Source organism: Desulfocastanea catecholica, from assembly GCF_054657295.1.
This window is the reverse complement of sequence record NZ_BAAHYZ010000010.1, coordinates 26,407-43,243: the sequence shown is the minus strand read 5'-3', so window position 1 is coordinate 43,243 and position 16,837 is coordinate 26,407. Positions and strand designations below refer to the sequence as shown.

Below are 16,837 nucleotides of genomic sequence, written 5' to 3'. Positions count from 1 at the left end.
TTTTCTTTACGTCGAGCTTATTATCCGACAGGCTCCTCGCAGGATTCCAGAGTTGCAAAGGTCGAACACTCATCACCAAAATTATGCACGGTGACCGAATACCAGTTGATCGCTTCAATCCCTTCGAGACACGCCCCGACCCGCCTGGCCAGCGATTCCACGGACAGAACGGTACGATCCTTTACTATCAGGTCATTCAGCTCCTCTTCCACCGTTTCTTCGATGAGGAGAATAATATCTTCAATCCAGAAAAACTGACGAAAGCGGACGCTGACGTCCGCTTTGCCCCATCTCCCCATGGAACCGGGTAAACGGTGGATGCTTTTCTCGACAATAGGCAGACTTATCGGCACCTCGACACTGAGGGTCAGTTCATCTTCCTTTTCCAGACTGCCGTGCATGGAACACTTATAGTGGCCAAGGTTTCTGGAAGTGCCGTTCCTGATTTTTTTGAGAAAATAGGGGAATTCGATTTCCAGGTGCGCCGCTTCCGCTTCCAGCCGATCCTTCATTTTCTGAAGAATGATGCGAAAACTTTTCAGATCGATTGCACCGTGGAATTCATTGAGGATTTCAACAAACCTACTCATATGCGTGCCCTTGAACTTATGGGGCAGATTGACATACATATTGGCAGTAGCGACCGTCTGCTGGCGTTTCTGCGCCTTGTCACGCACAGTGATGGGATAGGAGACGGTCTTGATGCCGACCTTTTTGATATTTATTCTTCGGCTGTCCTGTTGACTCTGGATATCTTTCATAGGATGAAAATGTCAGATGTTATACGTCCCCTGCACTTCCGCCACAGGAGGACAAAAGAGACACCATGTTGCTCTACGTCACTGAGCCCGGTTCTGCGCTACTGTTCCCCCAGCAGTCGTCGAACTGCTTTTTTCAGCTCATCCAGATTTCCTGATTTGACAATATATTCGTCGGATGCCCAGGTCCCCAGGTCACGCTTGAACTCCTGATAGGCGCTGCTGAGTATGACCGGAACAGAGGCCTTCAGCATTTTCATCTGACGCAGAACCTCTACACCGTTCATGCCCGGCATCTGAATATCCAGGATAACCAGATCCGGTTCCTCTTCCTTGAATTTTTCCAGGGCAGTGATGCCATTCAAGGCAGAAAAAACCTGGTAGCCCTCGTCTTCGAATTCTTCCCGATAGACGATCTGAATGGATTCTTCGTCATCAACCAGCAATATCTTTTTCATCGTTTACACCTTCTGATGGTATATCCAGCGCTTCTCGCAGGTAGCCGGCAGCTTCTTCCGGGGGCAGAGGATTGATATAGAATCCGGTGCCCCACTCAAAACCGGCAATGGAGGTCAATTTGGGGACGATTTCAAAATGCCAGTGGTAGTATTCCAACCCCCCTGAACGTAACGGTTCAGTGTGCAGGACAAAATTATACGGCACATCGGTGATGCATTTGCCCAATCTGCGCAAAGACTCGGAAAAAAGTTGCGCCAGTGACAGAATATCCGCATCACTCTGGTTATGATAGGCCGAAGAGTGACGTTTGGGTAAAATCCACATCTCAAAAGGCGTGCGGGGGGCAAAAGGGGTAATGGTGATAAATCGGTCATTCTGACAGACAACCCGCTCTTTCTGCTGTATCTCCTGGCGGATAATATCACAAAAGATACAACGCTCTTTATATTGGTAATGCGATTGCGCGCCGGCGAGTTCGGAAACAATCATTCTCGGTAGAATAGGCAAGGCAATCAACTGCGAATGGGAGTGTTCAAGGGAGGCGCCTGCCGCGCGACCATGGTTTTTGAACACCATAACGTACTTGAATCTTTTATCATTCGCGAGATCGATAGTCCTTTCCTGATACGCCTTGAAAACGAGGGCCATCTGCTCGGGGGCGAAATCGGAGAAATTCTCCTCATGCCTCGGGGTTTCGATAATGACTTCATGGGCACCGATGCCGTTCATCCGATCATACAGACCGACCCCTTCCTTGGCAAGATCCCCTTCAATGACCAGAGCAGGATACTTGTTGGGGACGACCCTGACCTGCCAGTCGGGTCCATTGCTCACCGAGTTCCTGTACCTGAAAGCATACACTTCAGGTGGGGTAAAAGACTCGTTACCAGGACAGAGAGGACAGAATCCACCGCTTCCCTGAACTGGTTCGACGAGAAAATCAGTCGGTCGCTTCCGCCTCTCCTTGGAGATGATTATCCATCGGCCAAGTACAGGATCTCTTCGAAGTTCCGGCATGCGCCTTTACAGTCCCTTTGATTTTTCTCGAGTTTCCTGGAGAGTCTTGCAATCGATGCACAGCATGGTCACCGGACGGGCTTCCAGCCGTTTTAAGCCGATCTCTTCCCCGCAATCCTCGCAGATACCGTAACTTCCGTCGTCGATTCTGGCAATTGCATCTTCGATTTTCGAGACCAGTTTACGCTCACGATCACGAATCCTCAGCTCAAAACTCCTTCCCGACTCGATGGTCGCTCTGTCGTTGGGATCAGGCACATTCGAAGTCTGGTCGGTCATTTCCGACAGCGTCTTCCCTGCCTCATTAAGAATTTCTTCTTTTTTCGCCAGCAGCTGCATACGAAATATTTCGAGTTTCTCTTTGTCCATTCACGCTCTCCTCATTACACGTATCAATTTACGCATCAATCAAAAAAATATCGCCGGGCATCACTGCTTCCGGATATAGGTTCCACTCTTGCCGCCGGTTTTTTTCAACAGGCGTATGTTACTGATAACCATCGATTTGTCGACGGCTTTACACATGTCATATATGGTCAAGGCGGCGATGGACACGGCGGTCAAGGCCTCCATTTCCACGCCGGTCTTGCCGCTTATACCAACTGTTGCAAAAATATCAATAGAGCTATCGTCGTCCAGCAGGGAAAAATCGATAGTCACTTTAGTTATCATAAGCGGATGAGCAAGGGGGATAAGTTCATCAACTTTTTTTGCCGCCATGACCCCTGCGACCCGGGCAATCCCCAGAACATCCCCTTTGGCCATGGAACCGCTTTTTACCAGTTGATATGCCTCGGCGGACATGCTTATATTCCCGCCCGCCTCGGCGACCCGAACAGTTTCCAGTTTTTCACTGACATCAACCATTCTGGCATGGCCCTGGTCATCAAAGTGTGAAAAAGCGGCTTTGTCTTGTTTTGTCATGTGTAAATTCCAGTGTACCGAAATTAGTTTTTACCTAACACTTCATTGAATAATTTCTTGAAGAACCCTTCCTCTTCCGCGTGCTGCCCATGCTTCTCACACAGCGTGTCAAAATCCCGTAAGACTTTTTTCTGTTCTTCACAGAGATTGGTTGGGGTCTGCACCTGCAGCTCGACGATCATATCGCCCCGGCCATGGCCGCGCAGACTTGGCGCCCCTTCTTTGCGCAGGGTGAAGAGATGGCCGGATTGACTGCCGGCCGGGATATCAAGTTTTTTCTTGCCGTGTATGGTGGGAATCTCCACTGTCGTGCCCAGGGCGGCCTTGGCCATCGATATGGGATAGCGGCAGAAGATGGTGTCACCGTCGCGCTTGAAAAACTCGTGTTCCTGAACATGAACAACCACGTACAAATCCCCTGCCGCACCGCCGCGACGGCCACCCTCACCTTCCCCGCGCAGACGCATCCGGGCGCCGGTGTCGACACCGGCGGGGATCTTCAAGGAGACCTTTTTCGTTTTCTCGACCAGCCCGGTTCCGTGGCAGTCATTGCAGGGGTCAGTGACGATAGTGCCTTCCCCATGACATTGCGGACAGGTCGAACTCATCTGGAAAAAGCCCTGCGAGCGGATAACCTGGCCCTGGCCATTACAGGTGGGGCAGGTTGCTTTTTTATGGCCCGGTCGACTGCCGCTCCCTTCACAGGTCCAGCAGGTGTCCCTTCGGGTCAGCTGCACCTCCTTGGAAACACCGTGTACCGCTTCCATGAAGGAAATTTCCACATCATAACGGAGGTCATTGCCGGATATAGGGCCATCCCGTCGTGCCCGGGCCCGGTTGCCGCCGCCAAAACCGAACAGATCACCAAAGATATCGCCGAAACTGGAAAAGATATCCTCGGCATTACCAGGTCCCCGGTAGCCGCTGTTCTTTAACCCATCGTGACCGTAGGTGTCGTAGATCTGTCTCTTGTTCTCATCACTTAAGACCTCGTAGGCTTCGGTGCAGGATTTGAACTTCTCCTCCGCCTCTTTATCGTCCGGATTTCGGTCGGGATGATATTTCATCGCCTGCTTGCGATAGGCCTTCTTTATCTCACCAGGGGTAGCGTTCCTGCCGACGGATAAGATTTTGTAATAATCTTCACTCATAATCGTTTTTTAAGACTGTAATAAACTCGTAAAAAGTTGGGTTACCTGTGCGTTATCAGGAAAGTACCGTGGACGTCTTGTCGACAGCGCCACTTTCGCTTCCGGTTTCACCCAAGTGGTCCGGCAGTTCCTTGATGTTGTCGAAGGTGACCTTCCCGGCGGCTATCTCTCTCAGGGTCATGACTATTTCTTGATTTTTTCCCTGCACGAGAAACGGTTCGCCCTGCCGGTGCTGTTTAATGCGATCCACCGCAAGATGAATAAGGTTGAACCGATTATCGTCGCCAACCTTTTCCAAACAATCTTCACATGTAATTCTAGCCATGTAGTACCAACCTTTTCTAGTATCCAATGCACGGCGGCAGGAGTGTATATTCCGACCGTCCGGCACTGTGGTTATCACTTGTCAAAAGGATTCGCCAACAACAGCGTTTCCTCTCTGTCCGGGCCTACCGAAACAATATTTGCCGGTACCCCGGTAAAATCTTCGATACGCCGAATATACTCTTTTGCCTGGATGGGCAGATCATCGTATTCCCGCACATTTTCGATGTCTTCCTGCCATCCTTCAAGACTTTCATAGACGGGCACAACGGCACCCGCCTGGGTAATATTTGCCGGCATTGCCGAAACCGTTTTCCCCTCCAGGGTATAGGAGGTGGCAAACTTAATGTTTTTCTGGCCGCTCAGTACATCGAGCTTGGTGATAGCCAGGCCGGTCAGGCCGTTCAGCCTGGCGGCATCGTTTGCCACCACCCCGTCTAGCCAGCCGCATCGCCGACGTCTTCCGGTAGTCGCGCCGAACTCGCATCCTTTTACCTGCAGCTGTTCGCCAGTTGCATCAGATAATTCGGTTGGAAACGGGCCGGCGCCAACACGGGTCGTGTAGGCTTTCATGATGCCGACCACGGCATCGATATAGGCTGGACCAAAGCCGGATCCATTACAGGCATTACCGGCGATGGTATTTGAAGAGGTCACAAAGGGATAGGTGCCATGATCAATATCCAGCTGCGTTCCCTGGGCGCCTTCAAAAAGAATATTTTGGTTATTCTTTCTTGCCTTGTCCAACTCAACTGATACGTTGCCGTAGAATGGGGTTAATTTTTCCGCATAGCCCTGAAAGAGTCGGTAAATTTCCTCGTATTGCAGCGGCGGGGCATGGTATTTTTTCGTTAACAGGAAGTTTTTTTCCTCCACCTCGACTTTCAGTTTCTCGCGAAAAAGTGCATCATCGAGCAGATCTCCGGCCTTTATGCCGGTTCTGCCGACCTTGTCCATATAGCAGGGGCCGATGCCGCGCCCGGTCGTGCCAATTTTATTGTTTTCGGTGAGGGCTGCCTCTTTGGCCTGGTCCAGACTCGCGTGGTAGGGCATGATGAGATGGGCTCTTTCACTGATCATCAACCGAGCCGGGCTGACGCTCAGACCTTTTTTCTGCAGTTGATCGATTTCACTGATGAGGACACCGGGATCAATGATAACCCCATTGCCGATCATGCACATCTTGTCACTATAGAGGATGCCTGAAGGTATTATATGAAAGACAAATTTTTTCCCTTCAACGACAAGGGTATGTCCGGCATTGTTTCCACCCTGAAAACGCACGACAAAGTCGGCGTATCTGGTAAGCAGGTCGACTATTTTCCCCTTACCTTCATCTCCCCATTGAGTTCCAACAACCACAACACTGGACATTTATCATCTCCTCACAGACGTTTATATTCTAACCCGATCGACGGGAATTAAGTCGAAATAAGCACCTTGACGAATCTCCAAGGTACTAAGAAAAATCACCGCATATCCGCACAAGACAAACCGCTGAGTATAGCCAAGTGGCAGGCTCTTGTCAATCAATCAAATGAACCTCTCTCCATGACGACAATTAGGTGAATAATGGATGCATAATCAGTATGTTATCTGGATTATTAGGTTATTCATCAGAAGGAGTACAGCTCTTCCGACATTGACACCACCGGCTAAATACCTTACATTGGCAGCGTATCGGAAGTCGCAGTTACCTACATTTACAGAGGATACAGTTATGTTTGGCATTGGTTTGCCTGAAATGATCCTTATTCTGGCCCTCGCCCTCATCGTCGTCGGCCCGGACAAGCTTCCCGACCTGGCCCGGTCCATGGCCAAGGGTCTCGTGGAGTTGAAAAAGACCGCCGAAGGCCTCAAAGCATCCTTTACCGAGGAAGGAAACCCTCTGGATGAGATCAGGGAGAATCTGGAAGATGCGTCAAAATCGTTGAAAAACAATCTCCTCGAGCTGCCGCAGAATAAACGAGACGAGACCATTGACGCCACCGGCGTGTATCCACCGGAGGAAAATGCCAAGATGGCCTACCAAGAGCTGCTCAAGAGGACCAGCGGTGCACACGCATCCGCACCTGATGCAGCCGATACAACAGCCGCGGCCGATACTGCCGACACCCCCGAAGTCTCCGCGCCGGAGGGTACCGGCGATACTGTACAGAAACCGCCTGAACCCCGTCAACAGCAGGACGATCGGTAGACGGTATCGACGACAATGGCAAAACACCAACTGCAAAGCACTCTTCCGGTCATTGAGAGGAGTCTCGCATTTTTCAGGCCGCATCATCTGGAACTGCGCCGGCGGCTGATTACTGTCTTTGTCAGTGTTATCGCCTGTACCGCCGTCGCCTATATCTTTGCCGAACAGATCGCGGCGCTGTTTATCTCCCCGCTCTTTGCCGCCAGCCCCCTGGTGTATAAACTTGTCTACACCAACCTTCCCGAGGCCTTTCTCGCCTATATTAAACTTGCCCTGCTGATCGGTATTATCGCCAGCATGCCGGTGACCCTCTACCAGCTGTGGATCTTTGTCGCCCCGGGCCTGCGCAAAAATGAAAAAAAACTCGCCGTCACCATCGTCTTCTGGGGCACCTTGCTGTTTAGCGGCGGGGCCTGCTTTGCCTTTTTCGTCGTCCTGCCGAAAATGCTGGTCTATTTTATGAGTTACGCCGGTGACGGGCTGGAGCCCCTGCCCAAGCTCGGCCTGTATCTCACCTTTGTCGCCCGGACAATTCTCGCTTTTGGTCTCTCTTTCCAGATTCCCTTTCTCATGGTCATGGCCGCCAAGGCCAATTTCGTCCAGGCTGCCTATTTCCGCAAGAAACGCGTGTATTTCTACATGGCCATTGTCGTCCTTTCCTTTCTGTTGACCGCCGGCGACTTCATGGCAACCATTTTGATGGCCTTTCCGCTTTTCCTCCTCTACGAGGCCGGGATCTTCCTCAGTGCCCTGTTTAACCGGAAAAATCGTAGCGCTTCATAAATCAGCCGATCTCCTGCTTCAATAAACAGCAGGAAATGCGATACAGCGGCACTCCCTTATCGTCATATTCGATGGTGTCCGGTTGCAGCAGTTTATTCATGACACAGCCCTCGGCGATATTCAGCTTGAAAAAACTATCCTCACGCAGACCCTCGTTTTTAACCAGACGGTTATTCTCTATCATATAGGCGTTGATCGGGTGATCTTCGCAGAGAGGGCATTGATAGACACGTCCGTTGGGGAAGATAAAATAGTTCTCGGCCACTACCCCGGCGCATTCAAACTTCTCGTCGGCGGAAAGAAACACCTTGGGATAGGTGACATGAATGCCCTTTTCCGCCGCCAGACGGGCAACCTCCGGCACGGTATCGAGCCATTGTTCCCGGCTCACCCGAGACACCTCCTCGCTGTCCGCCCGTGCCGATTTCCCCCGCAAACCTAGCACCTGGATAAAAAACTTTTTCACCTGCAGCTTCTCCAGCAGCGGGACCATGCGATGAAGGGCATGCAGGTTCTTTCTGCTCACGGTGTAGATGACACTGACATGAAATCCGGCACTGACCGCCCGGGCAATGTTGGCCGTACAGATATCAAACACCCCCTCACCCCGGATGGGATCGTTGGTCTCACTGTCCGGCCCATCAAGGCTGAAGCTCAGGAAATCGAGCAGGTCCGGGGTCGTTTTGTGCAGCAGGTCATGAAACAGATAGCCGTTGGAGTCAACGGTGACGAAGTACCCGAGCTCCTTGGCCTTTTCGATGGCAAAGGGCAGATCAGGATGCAAGGTCGGCTCGCCGCCGAGAAATATCATATTGGATTTTTTGTCCGCATCGGCAAAAAGAGTCATCCACTGGACCATCTGTTCCTTGCTTAACTGCTCGGTCCCGTGCTGTTTTTTGTTGATATAACAATGGCGGCAGGAGAGATTGCATGCCGTTAATATATGGAAAAATATGTTCCGCTCCCCCGGCTTGAAACCGACGGTTCTCGCTACGTTTTTCATCTGTTACCTCTAATTACCTACTGGTTCAGGGTATACGATGCCAACAAACTATCCTGCAGATAGTCGTTGTCCGGATTGGCAAAAAATTCCTTGAACAGATCAAGCCCCTGCTGCCGCAAGAGTCCACCGGTGATTTCCACCTCGATATCGCGATAAAGAGGCGACAGGAGGTGCAGCGGCAGATTGGTCCCGCCGCCCATGGCATCCTCATAACTATAGACAATTCTGCGCACACCGTTAACCACCAGGGTGGCAAAACACATCAAACAGGGCTCCATGGTCGAATAGAGGGTTACCTGACCCAGATCTCTTTGTTGGCCGCTGTCGAGCAGGGCGCGCAAGGCGACCATTTCCGCGTGATCCATTTCGTTGACCTGACCGTGGCTGTTATAGCGCCTGCCAGTAGCGACAATTTCCTCCTGGTAGACGACGACACAGCCGACCGGAAAATCTCCGGCGACCAGGGCGATACGGGCCTGCTGCAAGGCTACCTGCATATATTTTACATGTTGCGACATAGACATCTCTTGGTTGTTAATTGAACAAGAACCGGCTATAACGCCCGGCCATAACGCAGTGCCGCCGTCTGCAGCGTGGCACGGGTGTGTTCCTGCACCAGATCGTGGGTCTGGCCGACAAAGGGCAGATAGACAAGTTCACCCCGGCATTTCTCCAGCAAAAGCTTCGGCAGCAAGGGAAATCTCTTTTCCTTGCTGAGCGTTGTAGAGGCCAGCACGGTTTTTATGGCCTGCACCGCCTCGGCCTGCTCCAGCGTCACCGGATAGGGGTTGCGCACCGGCCTGCTTTGCCCTTCAGCAATGCGCATCTGGGCGACGGTGAGCTGGCCGGCCAGCTGCAGAAACGCCTTGGGATTAAGCTTAAATGCCGGGATCCAGAAGGCCAGCGGCTGCCGGTCATATTTTTCCAGGACGATCAGCGGCTGGTTGGTAAAGCGCAGATAGTCGCCAAAACTTTTCAAGCCGCTGCCCGGTGCAGAAAAGGTAATGCGCCAGAACGGCAGATAGCGGGCCCGGCGTTCTTCCGAGGCGACCACCTGCCATGGCAGCGGAACAAATTTCTGCTGCTGCTCCTGCCACAGCGATTGGCAATTGGTGCACTGCAGAACCAGGCTGTCGCGTTCGCCGTCCAGCAGTCCGCCGCAGCCGGGACAAAGCGTGGTGATACACTGCGGTTCCCAGGCAACCTTGCTCGCGCATGTTTGCTGCAGAAGTTTATCCACATGGGCGCGCTGCCCGACCACCCGCCTGGTCACCGCATCGTGCAGCTGCTCATCCTGCACATAACACGGTTGATAGATGCGGCTGAGCGTCTCGCCGATAAAGGCCTGATGGTGGGTGCGCCGATCGCCCCGCCCCTGAAAAAGATCGATGACCATGGCGGCCTGGGCAAAGACGGTTTTGCTGGCAATCGATTGTAAAAGAAAACGCCCCGGCGTAGCGGAGACGACAGGTCGGATGCGCATCGCCTGGGGCCGCAGGCCGAGCGAGGCGGGAAAGAGCGTGCTGTCCAGTCCAAGCCGGGTAGTATCGACGATCTTATGCTGCACCTCTTTATCGCGGACATAAAAAATCGACCCCTTGAAGCGCAGATACGGCACATAGATAAGCTGCTTTTCCTCAACCCCGGCGGGCAGCGCCGCGGGCAGCATATACCGACTGGCCGCCCCGGCAATGCGGTAATTATGCACCCCGCAAAAGGCACACTCTATCAGCCGGTCATCCTCGCGGAGAACTATTGACGCACCGCAGGAAGGGCAGCTCTGTTCTATCGTCACATCCATCCAAGACCACCAAAACTACTTCACGCCAGACGCCGGCAATCGCGCACCGCATTCATTGCAATACATCGAATCCGGCAGATTTTCCGCGTTACAGCCGGGGCAGCGTTTCGGTTGTGGCCGGCGATCGGTAGGCTCGCCGCACTGGGAACAAAATCTGGCCTTCGGGGTCAGATTCTTGCCGCAGGTATTGCATCTGACCAGCTGCAGCTGCTGATGCCCGCACAAGGGACAAAAACGCGCATCAGCGGCAATATCACTGGTGCAGTCCGGACATTGTATCACCGGAACGGCCATCGGTTGACCGCCGGCCTGGGCTGCCACCATCTTGCCCCCGGTAAACAAACCCGGCAGCATCAGCCCCATGCCCATGCCCAGCCCGGCCCCGGCTTCGCCCTGCGCGGTGGCGGCTTTTTCCATGGCCATGGCCGCTTTCAGCTGGAGAAATTTATCCATGTCGGAAATCAGCCCCATGCGGCTTTTGTCGTCAATGGCGCTCTGCACCTCGTCCGGCGGGGTGATGGAGGTGATATACAGCTGACTGAGCCGAAGACCAAAATGGGCAAAATCGTCGGCCAGGCGTGTCTGCAGCTCATCGGACAGTGTGTCAAAGGTGCCGGGCAGGTCGAAGATGGAATCAAGGGTCTGGCCCAGGTAGTCATTGAACCGGGAGACAATGACCATTTTCAGGTAGTCGGCGATGCCGTCGGTGTCCATTCTGCCCATGGTGCCGACGAGGGAATTGATAAACAATACCGGCTGCACCACCTGAAAATTATACATGCCATGGGCGCGCAGGCGGATAAGGCCCAGTTCATTATCCCGGAAGGCCACCGGATTCTGTGTCCCCCATTTCAGGTTGGGAAAATATTTCAGGTTCACCATATACACTTCCGCCCGTAACGGGCTATCGCCCCGCCAGGGAATGGACAGGAGTTTGGTGAGCAGGGGCAGGTTACCGGTTCTTAAGGTATATCGCCCCGGTCCGAAGCAGTCACAGGCCTTGCCCTTATAAAAAAGCACCGCAGCCTGACTCTCGCGAACGGTCAACTGGGCGCCGAATTTGATCTCGCCCGAGCCCTGTTGCGGCAGACGGTGGACCAGCTCCTTGCCGGACTCATCAAACCATTCAATATTCTCCAGAAACAACCCGCCATCGAAGCGGTTCATGGTAACCTCCGCGCATTATGCTTTCATTGGTGAAAGCGTTATTGTAGACACCATCTAAGATTATTATAGTAGACTCAATGGAGACATATCATAGCATAAACGGCAGTTATTATTGCAGGAGAAAATAGCAATGCAAGCAAAAGATCTCTGGGATCTGGAAAGTGCCATGAAGGTGCTGACCCACGACAGTGTCGACAGTAAATTATGGGCAGAGGCGGTGGAGTGGCTGATGCTCTATGGGCCGCCGGAAATTCGTCAGCTGCTGCTCGAAGCCTCGACCATCGCAACAACCGCATCCTTTCCGCAGCTAAAGCCAACCCACTATACCCCGGACGGACAGGCCTGTTATGACATCGGCGAGCTGGCGCAATCGCTGGGCATTACCGAAGATGAAGCCAGGGAAATCCTCAAACAAAAGAACGAAGAGCATAAACTTCTGCATCTCTTTGAGGAAGACGGGACCGGCACGGTTCACTGACGAAGCAGATTAGATTCGGTCCTGGTGGACGTTTACTATAAATCATAGAGTTTTTCATCGTGCGTCGGCTGACTTCGCTGGCGCAAGACACTCTTCTTCATCGATTCGAGACTGAAATCATCTTCGTTCAGCACGTCACCCATGTCTTTTTCGACCTGCTCGGGATCTTCACCGGCTTCCATCCTCGAAATCGCCTCCTCCATGGAATCGCCGAGATGAATGCCGGTCTGCGAGGTGAACTTTCGCATCAGACTGGCCATCTGTTTTGGATCATCTTCGTTGATATGTTCGGCTTCACGCATGAGTGAGGCAAAAGCATGCTCCATTTTCGATTCATCGAGCCCGGCCAACTGATCGTCACCGCCCTCATCCCTGGACTTGCCGATGGTGGCAAAGGGCGAGATCTGCTTGGCCAGTTCCTTTTTGCCGCATTTTGGGCAGGATGGAATCTTCGTGGTGTTTACCCTGGACGAGTAAAAATTAAAAATCACGTTGCACTGGTCGCAGTAAAATTCGTAGATTGGCATAGCTTATCAAATAATATTTGTTGTTGTTCGATCTAAAACCTCATCAACCTGAAGCTCAGTCACCTTATCGGTAATAACCGTCTTGCCGATTTCCGTCGGCAGCACATAAAAAACCTTCCCGCCGACCGTCTTTTTATCAGTGAGAAGATAGCGCTTGATCCGCGACCGATCAAGATTTTTCGGCACCTCAACCGGCAGCTTATACAACTGCAGAATACTGATAATCGCCCGGCAAGCTTCTTCGGCAAGAAGCCCATTGAGTACCGCCAGCCGAGCCGCGGCAACCATACCAATGGACACGGCAAGGCCGTGGATAATGCTGTAATCCGAGGCGCCCTCCACCGCATGGCCAATGGTGTGGCCGTAGTTGAGAATCCTTCTGCTCCCCCCTTCCCGCTCATCCGCGGAAACCACCTCCGCCTTGATCCGGCAGCAGGTGTGGATGGTCTTCTTGATCAGTGCCGCATCAAGATCGACTATTCCCTGGTGGTTATCGCGCAGAAAGTGAAAGAAAGCCTTATCGCAAATAACGCCGTACTTGATAACCTCGGCCAAGCCGCCCAGTAATTCTTCTCGCGGCAAGGTGCGCAGCACGGAGATATCGATATAGACCGCCTTCGGCTGGTAGAAGGCGCCGATAAGATTTTTCCCCTCGGGAATATCCACCCCGGTCTTGCCGCCGACGGAACTGTCGACCTGGGCCAGCAGTGTCGTTGGAATCTGCACAAAGGGAATGCCGCGCATATAGGCAGAGGCGAGAAAGCCGGTGATGTCGCCGGTAACCCCGCCGCCAAGACCAATCAGGGCGTCGGTGCGATCAAAACCGAGCCTCGCCAGCTTCCCGGCAAGATCGCCGATGGTCTGCAAGGTTTTGTTCGCCTCGCCATGGGGGAAGGTGAGCAGCTCAGCCTCGATGCCGGCCGTCTGCAGGCCGGCCATCAGTTCGTTGCCATAGAGGTCGGCAATCAGGTCATCAGCCACCACCCCGTAACGCTTGGCGATCTTGCGCCGGCGCAGGTCGTCGCCTACCCGCTGCAGACACCCTTTGTCAATGATGATCGGATAACTTCGATCCCCCAGTCCAACCTGTAATTCGTGCATAACACCCTCAAATCGTGCAAATCGTTCAAATAGCCCCCCATCGTTCCCATGCTCCAGCGTCATACATCCCCCAGTCGCTCAAGAGGCCCCATCGTTCCCACGCTCCAGCGTGGTAACGAACACTGGACGCTCCAGCGTCATACATCACCAAGCATTACATCACCAAGCATTCCAACGCTGTACATTCCCACGCTGGAGCATGGGAACGAGAAAAAAAAAGGAGATATCACGCTAAGGTGATATCTCCCAATAAAGCAATTGAAAATCAAAAATTACATTTTGTCGCCGGAGGCAGCACCCTGCATTTTGACTTCAACTTTCTCTTTCAGACTACCGTAGTAAATCTTCAGGTGATCAAGAACCTCGTCACGGCCAAAATGCGGTACGATCTCGGCGCCATCGGAAAGAGCCTTACGCAGTTTGGTACCGGAAAGGATAACACGGTCATCCTTGGTATGCGGACAGGTACGCAGGGAAGCCATACCGTCACACTTGTAGCAATAGAAGGTCCAGTCAATCTTCATCGGGCGGCACTGCAGATCTTTTGCGGCATCACCGGTGGTGGGGATACGATCAAAGATTTCCTGAGCCTCGAAGAGACCGTAGAAGTCACCAACGCCGGCATGGTCACGACCAATAAGCATGTTGTTGACGCCATAGTTCTGACGGAAGGTGGCGTGGAGGAGTCCCTCGCGAGGTCCGGCATAACGCATATCCAGCGGGTAGCCGGCATTGATAACGTGTTGCTTGACGAAATAATTCTCGATGAGGATGTCGATTGCCTGGATACGGGTCTCGGCAGGAATGTCACCTGGCTTGAGGTTACCGATGAGTGAGTGGATCAACACACCGTCACAGACTTCAACGGCGATCTTGGCCAGATACTCATGGGAGCGATGCATCGGGTTACGCAGCTGCAGGGCGGCAACGTTGGCCCATCCACGCTCGTCGAACATGGCGCGGGTCTCTGCAGGCTTGAGGTAAACGCCTGGGTATTCTTTAGGATATTCGCCCTCGGAGAGAACTTTAACCGGACCAGCGAGGTTAACGTCTTTTTGGGCCATTACCATGATAACGCCGGGATGATCTTCAGGAGCGACTTCCCAGAATTTACCACCGACAGACTCTTCGCCTTCACCCATGAAAACTTTTTCACATTCCCACTTCTTGTCTTCAGCGGTCATGGCGTATTTCTCGGTCACTTTCATGGTTGCGAAGGTCTCGCCTTTGCGAACCAAAGCAATCTCGTCACCTTCTTTAATAGCGGCGGCTTCTTCGGTGGTAACGTCGAGGGTGATGGGTACCGGCCAGAAGGTGCCGTCGGCCAGCTGAAAGTTCTCACAAACGCCTTTCCAGTCAGCTTTGCCCATGAAACCGGACAGCGGAGAAAAACCACCGATGCCCAGCATGATCAGATCGCCTTTGGCCCGGGCAGAAATCTCAATCTGCTTGAGTCCGGCGGCTTTTTTGAGCTCTGCTTCACGTGCTGCGCCTTCGAGTAAAGCACATACCAAACCTTTTCCACCATGAGGTGCAACTAATTTAGACATAGAATTCCTCTTTTTAAAAATTTTATATTGATAAAGCTTACGCCACTGCAAACCTATGCATAGCATACTGAACCGTTATTCATTTACAGCGCATATATATAAAAAAAATGGCGAGAAAGTCAAGGGAAAAGAGCTTGGGTAACGTTTAGCAAGACGTGACTGTTTTCCCTGCTGGTGAGATAAACGCAGAAGGAGCCTCAGTATGAAAATTTCTTTTCGAGGATGCCAACCCAGTGCCCTCCAACCCTGGTTGGATATACTGCCAAACCTGAACAAGGAGGGAGTGTTATGGTCAAAAACAAGAGATAAAGTCAGTGCTTTGTCAGTATAACCTGAAAAACCTTGACTGTATCATGAAAAAGAAATATTTTTTCATGACAAGAGGTGTTCTGTTCATCCATGATTGACAGAAGAGATAAGCTAAGAAAATATGCCTGCACCCAAGGGAGCAGAGGAGGACATCATGGCAAATTTGCAAGTCAAAGGTATTGACGATGATCTGTATGATAAACTAAAAAAACTGGCCCTCAACGAAAACAGGTCAATAAGCCAAGAAATAATCTTTCTGATCAAAACACATCTCTCTGTAAAAAAAACAGCCTCTTCTTCACGAACTCCAGCTGAGGTGCTTTTGCAACTATCCGGTTCCTGGGATGACCAACGGACAGCCGATGAGATTATTGCCGAAATCAGGAATCATCATGAAAACAGCGAACGTTTGCAAGGAGGCCTATAGTGTTTCTTCTTGATACCGACACGGTAATTTACGCCTTGAAGGGGCATGAAAGAGTAGCGTCAAACCTTAGGCTCAACCTTAACTCCATCTTGCATCTTAGCATTATTACAATGATGGAACTCTATTATGGGGCATATAAATCACAGAATATTGATGCAAATCTCGCCAAGCTCAAGACCATAGAAAACTCATTTATCCTTTTATCACCGGGTCAGGAAACCGTGGAGGTTTTTGGAAAATTAAAGGCCGGCCTGGAACTCCAGGGATTACGCCTTGCCGACATGGACCTTATTATTGCCGCAATATCTCTGACTCACAATCTCACTTTGATCACAAACAATCAAAAACATTTCGGCAGAATTCCGGGCCTGAAGCTTGCTAACTGGACATAATCATTCAACTTTACTTGTCACCTGCCTCTTGTAAGTTTACGCTGTCCCCAATCTGACACACAGCCTACAGGGGATGCAGGTTCTATAGATGACGGGTTAGAGCGGATTGTTTTCAAAGGTTGCTTGCAACAGGAAACGCGACCTGTGCTGGTTGTGTCTGCCTCCGCTTTTAATCGGCTGACGAAAACACCGGTTGTGCTACCGATTACCAGCGGTGGCAACTTCGCTCGCACCGCAGGCTTTACCGTATCTTTGACGGGGGCAGGTACCAACACAACTGGTGTCGTCCGATGTGACCAGCCCCGCGCCCTTGATTCAGGTTCGCGCTTTGGACGTAAGTTGGAAAGCGTCCCGGCAGAGATAGTGGATGAAGTGCTGGCGAAGCTCACACCGATCTTCGAATAATCCTCATAGCAGTTGGTGAAACACCATGCAGAAAAATCCAACTACCACGGCCTTAGTAATGGTA

General features: G+C 51.9%; 21 protein-coding genes. 6 read left to right on the top strand and 15 right to left on the bottom strand.

Features of this window, described 5'->3' with window-relative positions; translation table 11 throughout:
• Positions 1-20: 20 nt before the first annotated feature.
• The 8 genes from ACYQ8U_RS10835 to ACYQ8U_RS10800 form a co-directional block, all read right to left on the bottom strand.
• Positions 21-761, bottom strand: coding sequence for a GTP cyclohydrolase, FolE2/MptA family (locus ACYQ8U_RS10835; protein ID WP_459945560.1), 741 nt, complete (start codon positions 759-761; stop codon positions 21-23).
• Positions 762-859: 98 nt separating this feature from the next.
• Positions 860-1,216 (bottom strand): response regulator, encoded by a 357-nt coding sequence (locus ACYQ8U_RS10830; protein WP_459945559.1) that lies wholly within the window; start codon positions 1,214-1,216, stop codon positions 860-862.
• Positions 1,194-2,234 carry a galactose-1-phosphate uridylyltransferase gene (gene galT / locus ACYQ8U_RS10825; RefSeq protein WP_459945558.1) on the bottom strand — a complete coding sequence of 347 codons (1,041 nt, stop codon included), beginning with the start codon at positions 2,232-2,234 and terminating at the stop codon, positions 1,194-1,196. The genes ACYQ8U_RS10830 and galT overlap by 23 nt, the downstream gene beginning before the upstream one ends.
• 6 nt (positions 2,235-2,240) lie before the next feature.
• On the bottom strand, positions 2,241-2,603 hold the full coding sequence (dksA, locus tag ACYQ8U_RS10820; RefSeq protein WP_459945557.1) for an RNA polymerase-binding protein DksA: 363 nt from the start codon (positions 2,601-2,603) through the stop codon (positions 2,241-2,243).
• 60 nt (positions 2,604-2,663) lie between these two features.
• Entirely contained in the window at positions 2,664-3,158 is a 495-nt protein-coding gene (moaC, locus tag ACYQ8U_RS10815; RefSeq protein ID WP_459945556.1) for a cyclic pyranopterin monophosphate synthase MoaC, read from the bottom strand.
• Between the two features lie 23 nt (positions 3,159-3,181).
• Positions 3,182-4,309: a molecular chaperone DnaJ gene (gene dnaJ, locus ACYQ8U_RS10810; protein WP_459945555.1), complete on the bottom strand. Its 1,128-nt coding sequence runs from the start codon at positions 4,307-4,309 to the stop codon at positions 3,182-3,184.
• A gap of 55 nt (positions 4,310-4,364) precedes the next feature.
• The gene (rpoZ, locus tag ACYQ8U_RS10805; RefSeq protein ID WP_459945554.1) at positions 4,365-4,634 is read right to left on the bottom strand and encodes a DNA-directed RNA polymerase subunit omega; all 270 of its coding nucleotides are present in this window, start codon (positions 4,632-4,634) and stop codon (positions 4,365-4,367) included.
• Between the two features lie 74 nt (positions 4,635-4,708).
• Positions 4,709-6,007: an adenylosuccinate synthase gene (locus tag ACYQ8U_RS10800; RefSeq protein ID WP_459945553.1), complete on the bottom strand. Its 1,299-nt coding sequence runs from the start codon at positions 6,005-6,007 to the stop codon at positions 4,709-4,711.
• 346 nt (positions 6,008-6,353) lie between these two features.
• On the opposite strand from ACYQ8U_RS10800, the gene ACYQ8U_RS10795 reads away from it, so the two are divergent.
• Both ACYQ8U_RS10795 and tatC read left to right on the top strand, forming a co-directional pair.
• Entirely contained in the window at positions 6,354-6,830 is a 477-nt protein-coding gene (locus ACYQ8U_RS10795) for a twin-arginine translocase TatA/TatE family subunit (RefSeq protein WP_459945552.1), read from the top strand.
• Positions 6,831-6,845: 15 nt separating this feature from the next.
• Positions 6,846-7,613, top strand: a complete 768-nt coding sequence (gene tatC / locus ACYQ8U_RS10790) for a twin-arginine translocase subunit TatC (RefSeq protein WP_459945551.1) — start codon at positions 6,846-6,848, stop codon at positions 7,611-7,613.
• Position 7,614: 1 nt separating this feature from the next.
• On the opposite strand, the gene ACYQ8U_RS10785 is transcribed toward tatC, so the two are convergent.
• Genes ACYQ8U_RS10785 through ACYQ8U_RS10770 form a run of 4 tightly spaced genes read right to left on the bottom strand, consistent with a single transcriptional unit; the run spans position 7,615 to position 11,584 of the window.
• Entirely contained in the window at positions 7,615-8,616 is a 1,002-nt protein-coding gene (locus ACYQ8U_RS10785) for a radical SAM protein (protein ID WP_459945550.1), read from the bottom strand.
• Positions 8,617-8,633: 17 nt separating this feature from the next.
• Positions 8,634-9,134, bottom strand: coding sequence for a nucleoside deaminase (locus tag ACYQ8U_RS10780; protein ID WP_459945549.1), 501 nt, complete (start codon positions 9,132-9,134; stop codon positions 8,634-8,636).
• Between the two features lie 35 nt (positions 9,135-9,169).
• Complete coding sequence (locus ACYQ8U_RS10775; RefSeq protein WP_459945548.1) at positions 9,170-10,417, bottom strand: hypothetical protein; 1,248 nt, start codon at positions 10,415-10,417, stop codon at positions 9,170-9,172.
• A 15-nt stretch (positions 10,418-10,432) separates the two neighbouring features.
• Positions 10,433-11,584: an SPFH domain-containing protein gene (locus tag ACYQ8U_RS10770; protein ID WP_459945547.1), complete on the bottom strand. Its 1,152-nt coding sequence runs from the start codon at positions 11,582-11,584 to the stop codon at positions 10,433-10,435.
• 130 nt (positions 11,585-11,714) lie between these two features.
• On the opposite strand from ACYQ8U_RS10770, the gene ACYQ8U_RS10765 reads away from it, so the two are divergent.
• A complete protein-coding gene (locus ACYQ8U_RS10765; protein WP_459945546.1) occupies positions 11,715-12,062 on the top strand; it encodes a hypothetical protein in 348 nt (115 codons plus the stop codon).
• Between the two features lie 35 nt (positions 12,063-12,097).
• Here the strand turns inward: ACYQ8U_RS10765 and ACYQ8U_RS10760 are convergent, their stop codons facing one another.
• The 3 genes from ACYQ8U_RS10760 to sat all read right to left on the bottom strand — a co-directional run bounded on the left by ACYQ8U_RS10760 (position 12,098) and on the right by sat (position 15,240).
• Positions 12,098-12,589 carry an FmdB family zinc ribbon protein gene (locus tag ACYQ8U_RS10760; protein WP_459945545.1) on the bottom strand — a complete coding sequence of 164 codons (492 nt, stop codon included), beginning with the start codon at positions 12,587-12,589 and terminating at the stop codon, positions 12,098-12,100.
• A 6-nt stretch (positions 12,590-12,595) separates the two neighbouring features.
• Entirely contained in the window at positions 12,596-13,690 is a 1,095-nt protein-coding gene (gene aroB, locus ACYQ8U_RS10755) for a 3-dehydroquinate synthase (RefSeq protein WP_459945544.1), read from the bottom strand.
• 272 nt (positions 13,691-13,962) lie between these two features.
• Positions 13,963-15,240: a sulfate adenylyltransferase gene (gene sat, locus ACYQ8U_RS10750; RefSeq protein WP_459945543.1), complete on the bottom strand. Its 1,278-nt coding sequence runs from the start codon at positions 15,238-15,240 to the stop codon at positions 13,963-13,965.
• Positions 15,241-15,703: 463 nt separating this feature from the next.
• On the opposite strand from sat, the gene ACYQ8U_RS10745 reads away from it, so the two are divergent.
• The 3 genes from ACYQ8U_RS10745 to ACYQ8U_RS10735 all read left to right on the top strand — a co-directional run bounded on the left by ACYQ8U_RS10745 (position 15,704) and on the right by ACYQ8U_RS10735 (position 16,773).
• The gene (locus ACYQ8U_RS10745) at positions 15,704-15,976 is read left to right on the top strand and encodes a hypothetical protein (RefSeq protein ID WP_459945542.1); all 273 of its coding nucleotides are present in this window, start codon (positions 15,704-15,706) and stop codon (positions 15,974-15,976) included.
• The gene (locus tag ACYQ8U_RS10740) at positions 15,976-16,368 is read left to right on the top strand and encodes a PIN domain-containing protein (RefSeq protein ID WP_459945541.1); all 393 of its coding nucleotides are present in this window, start codon (positions 15,976-15,978) and stop codon (positions 16,366-16,368) included. Before ACYQ8U_RS10745 ends, ACYQ8U_RS10740 begins: the two co-directional genes overlap by 1 nt.
• A gap of 84 nt (positions 16,369-16,452) precedes the next feature.
• Positions 16,453-16,773, top strand: a complete 321-nt coding sequence (locus ACYQ8U_RS10735) for a type II toxin-antitoxin system PemK/MazF family toxin (protein ID WP_459945668.1) — start codon at positions 16,453-16,455, stop codon at positions 16,771-16,773.
• Positions 16,774-16,837: the final 64 nt, after the last annotated feature.

Coding starts and splice junctions, on each gene's coding strand:
- ACYQ8U_RS10795 (WP_459945552.1), top strand. CDS start 6,354: ATGTTTGGCATTGGTTTGCCTGAAATGATCCTTATTCTGGCCCTCGCC.
- ACYQ8U_RS10785 (WP_459945550.1), bottom strand. CDS start 8,616: ATGAAAAACGTAGCGAGAACCGTCGGTTTCAAGCCGGGGGAGCGGAAC.
- ACYQ8U_RS10830 (WP_459945559.1), bottom strand. CDS start 1,216: ATGAAAAAGATATTGCTGGTTGATGACGAAGAATCCATTCAGATCGTC.
- galT (WP_459945558.1), bottom strand. CDS start 2,234: ATGCCGGAACTTCGAAGAGATCCTGTACTTGGCCGATGGATAATCATC.
- moaC (WP_459945556.1), bottom strand. CDS start 3,158: ATGACAAAACAAGACAAAGCCGCTTTTTCACACTTTGATGACCAGGGC.
- dksA (WP_459945557.1), bottom strand. CDS start 2,603: ATGGACAAAGAGAAACTCGAAATATTTCGTATGCAGCTGCTGGCGAAA.
- ACYQ8U_RS10745 (WP_459945542.1), top strand. CDS start 15,704: ATGGCAAATTTGCAAGTCAAAGGTATTGACGATGATCTGTATGATAAA.
- ACYQ8U_RS10770 (WP_459945547.1), bottom strand. CDS start 11,584: ATGAACCGCTTCGATGGCGGGTTGTTTCTGGAGAATATTGAATGGTTT.
- rpoZ (WP_459945554.1), bottom strand. CDS start 4,634: ATGGCTAGAATTACATGTGAAGATTGTTTGGAAAAGGTTGGCGACGAT.
- ACYQ8U_RS10835 (WP_459945560.1), bottom strand. CDS start 761: ATGAAAGATATCCAGAGTCAACAGGACAGCCGAAGAATAAATATCAAA.
- aroB (WP_459945544.1), bottom strand. CDS start 13,690: ATGCACGAATTACAGGTTGGACTGGGGGATCGAAGTTATCCGATCATC.
- tatC (WP_459945551.1), top strand. CDS start 6,846: ATGGCAAAACACCAACTGCAAAGCACTCTTCCGGTCATTGAGAGGAGT.
- ACYQ8U_RS10765 (WP_459945546.1), top strand. CDS start 11,715: ATGCAAGCAAAAGATCTCTGGGATCTGGAAAGTGCCATGAAGGTGCTG.
- ACYQ8U_RS10760 (WP_459945545.1), bottom strand. CDS start 12,589: ATGCCAATCTACGAATTTTACTGCGACCAGTGCAACGTGATTTTTAAT.
- dnaJ (WP_459945555.1), bottom strand. CDS start 4,309: ATGAGTGAAGATTATTACAAAATCTTATCCGTCGGCAGGAACGCTACC.
- ACYQ8U_RS10775 (WP_459945548.1), bottom strand. CDS start 10,417: ATGGATGTGACGATAGAACAGAGCTGCCCTTCCTGCGGTGCGTCAATA.
- ACYQ8U_RS10780 (WP_459945549.1), bottom strand. CDS start 9,134: ATGTCGCAACATGTAAAATATATGCAGGTAGCCTTGCAGCAGGCCCGT.
- ACYQ8U_RS10800 (WP_459945553.1), bottom strand. CDS start 6,007: ATGTCCAGTGTTGTGGTTGTTGGAACTCAATGGGGAGATGAAGGTAAG.
- sat (WP_459945543.1), bottom strand. CDS start 15,240: ATGTCTAAATTAGTTGCACCTCATGGTGGAAAAGGTTTGGTATGTGCT.